This window comes from Cereibacter changlensis JA139, assembly GCF_003034985.1.
Taxonomy (GTDB): Bacteria; Pseudomonadota; Alphaproteobacteria; order Rhodobacterales; family Rhodobacteraceae; genus Cereibacter; species Cereibacter changlensis.
In genome coordinates this window covers 1-615 of the sequence record NZ_PZKG01000417.1, presented here as the reverse complement: position 1 = coordinate 615, position 615 = coordinate 1, and the positions used below count along the sequence as shown (strand labels likewise).

At 63.9% G+C, this 615-nt stretch carries 1 protein-coding gene; it reads right to left on the bottom strand.

Annotated elements, in window-relative coordinates; all coding sequences use genetic code 11:
* The coding region (locus C5F48_RS24430; RefSeq protein ID WP_107666187.1) for an IS30 family transposase at positions 1 to 615 on the bottom strand (615 nt) is incomplete at both ends.

Genomic DNA, 615 nt, shown 5'->3' with positions numbered 1-615 from the left:
CGGATCACAGAAGTAGACGCTGACATCAGTGGCGATGGTGAACTTGCGATGATAGGCCAGTTCGGTTCCTCGGTCCCAGGTCAGCGACGCCATCACCCCCTGCGGCAGATGCTGCACCCGGGCAATCAATGCGCTGACGACGCTGTCGCTGTCCTTGCCGCCAACCTTGACCAGCATCACGAAGCGCGAGCTGCGTTCGACCAGCGTGGCGATGTGGCTGTTTCTTGCACCACTCAGCAGATCACCTTCCCAGTGGCCCGGGATGGCGCGATCCTCGATCTCGGCCGGTCTGTCCCGGATCGATACGGCATCAATGATCTGCCCCCGCGTCTGGCCCGCTGTTGTCGCTGTCCTGCCCCGGCGCATGATCCTGCGGCTGCGCAGATGGGCCAGCAACTCCTTCTTGAGCACGCCACGCGCCTGAATGAACAGGCTCTTGTAGATCGTCTCGTGTGACACGTTCATGGAAGGGTCTCCGGGATACCGGGCCTTCAGCCACCCGGCGATCTGCTGCGGCGACCATTGCCCCGACAGCTTTCCGGCAACCAGTTTGCACAGGGCCGGGCTGAAGGCCAACTGGCATGGCTTGGGCCGGCGGGCGCGGTCCAGCGCCCG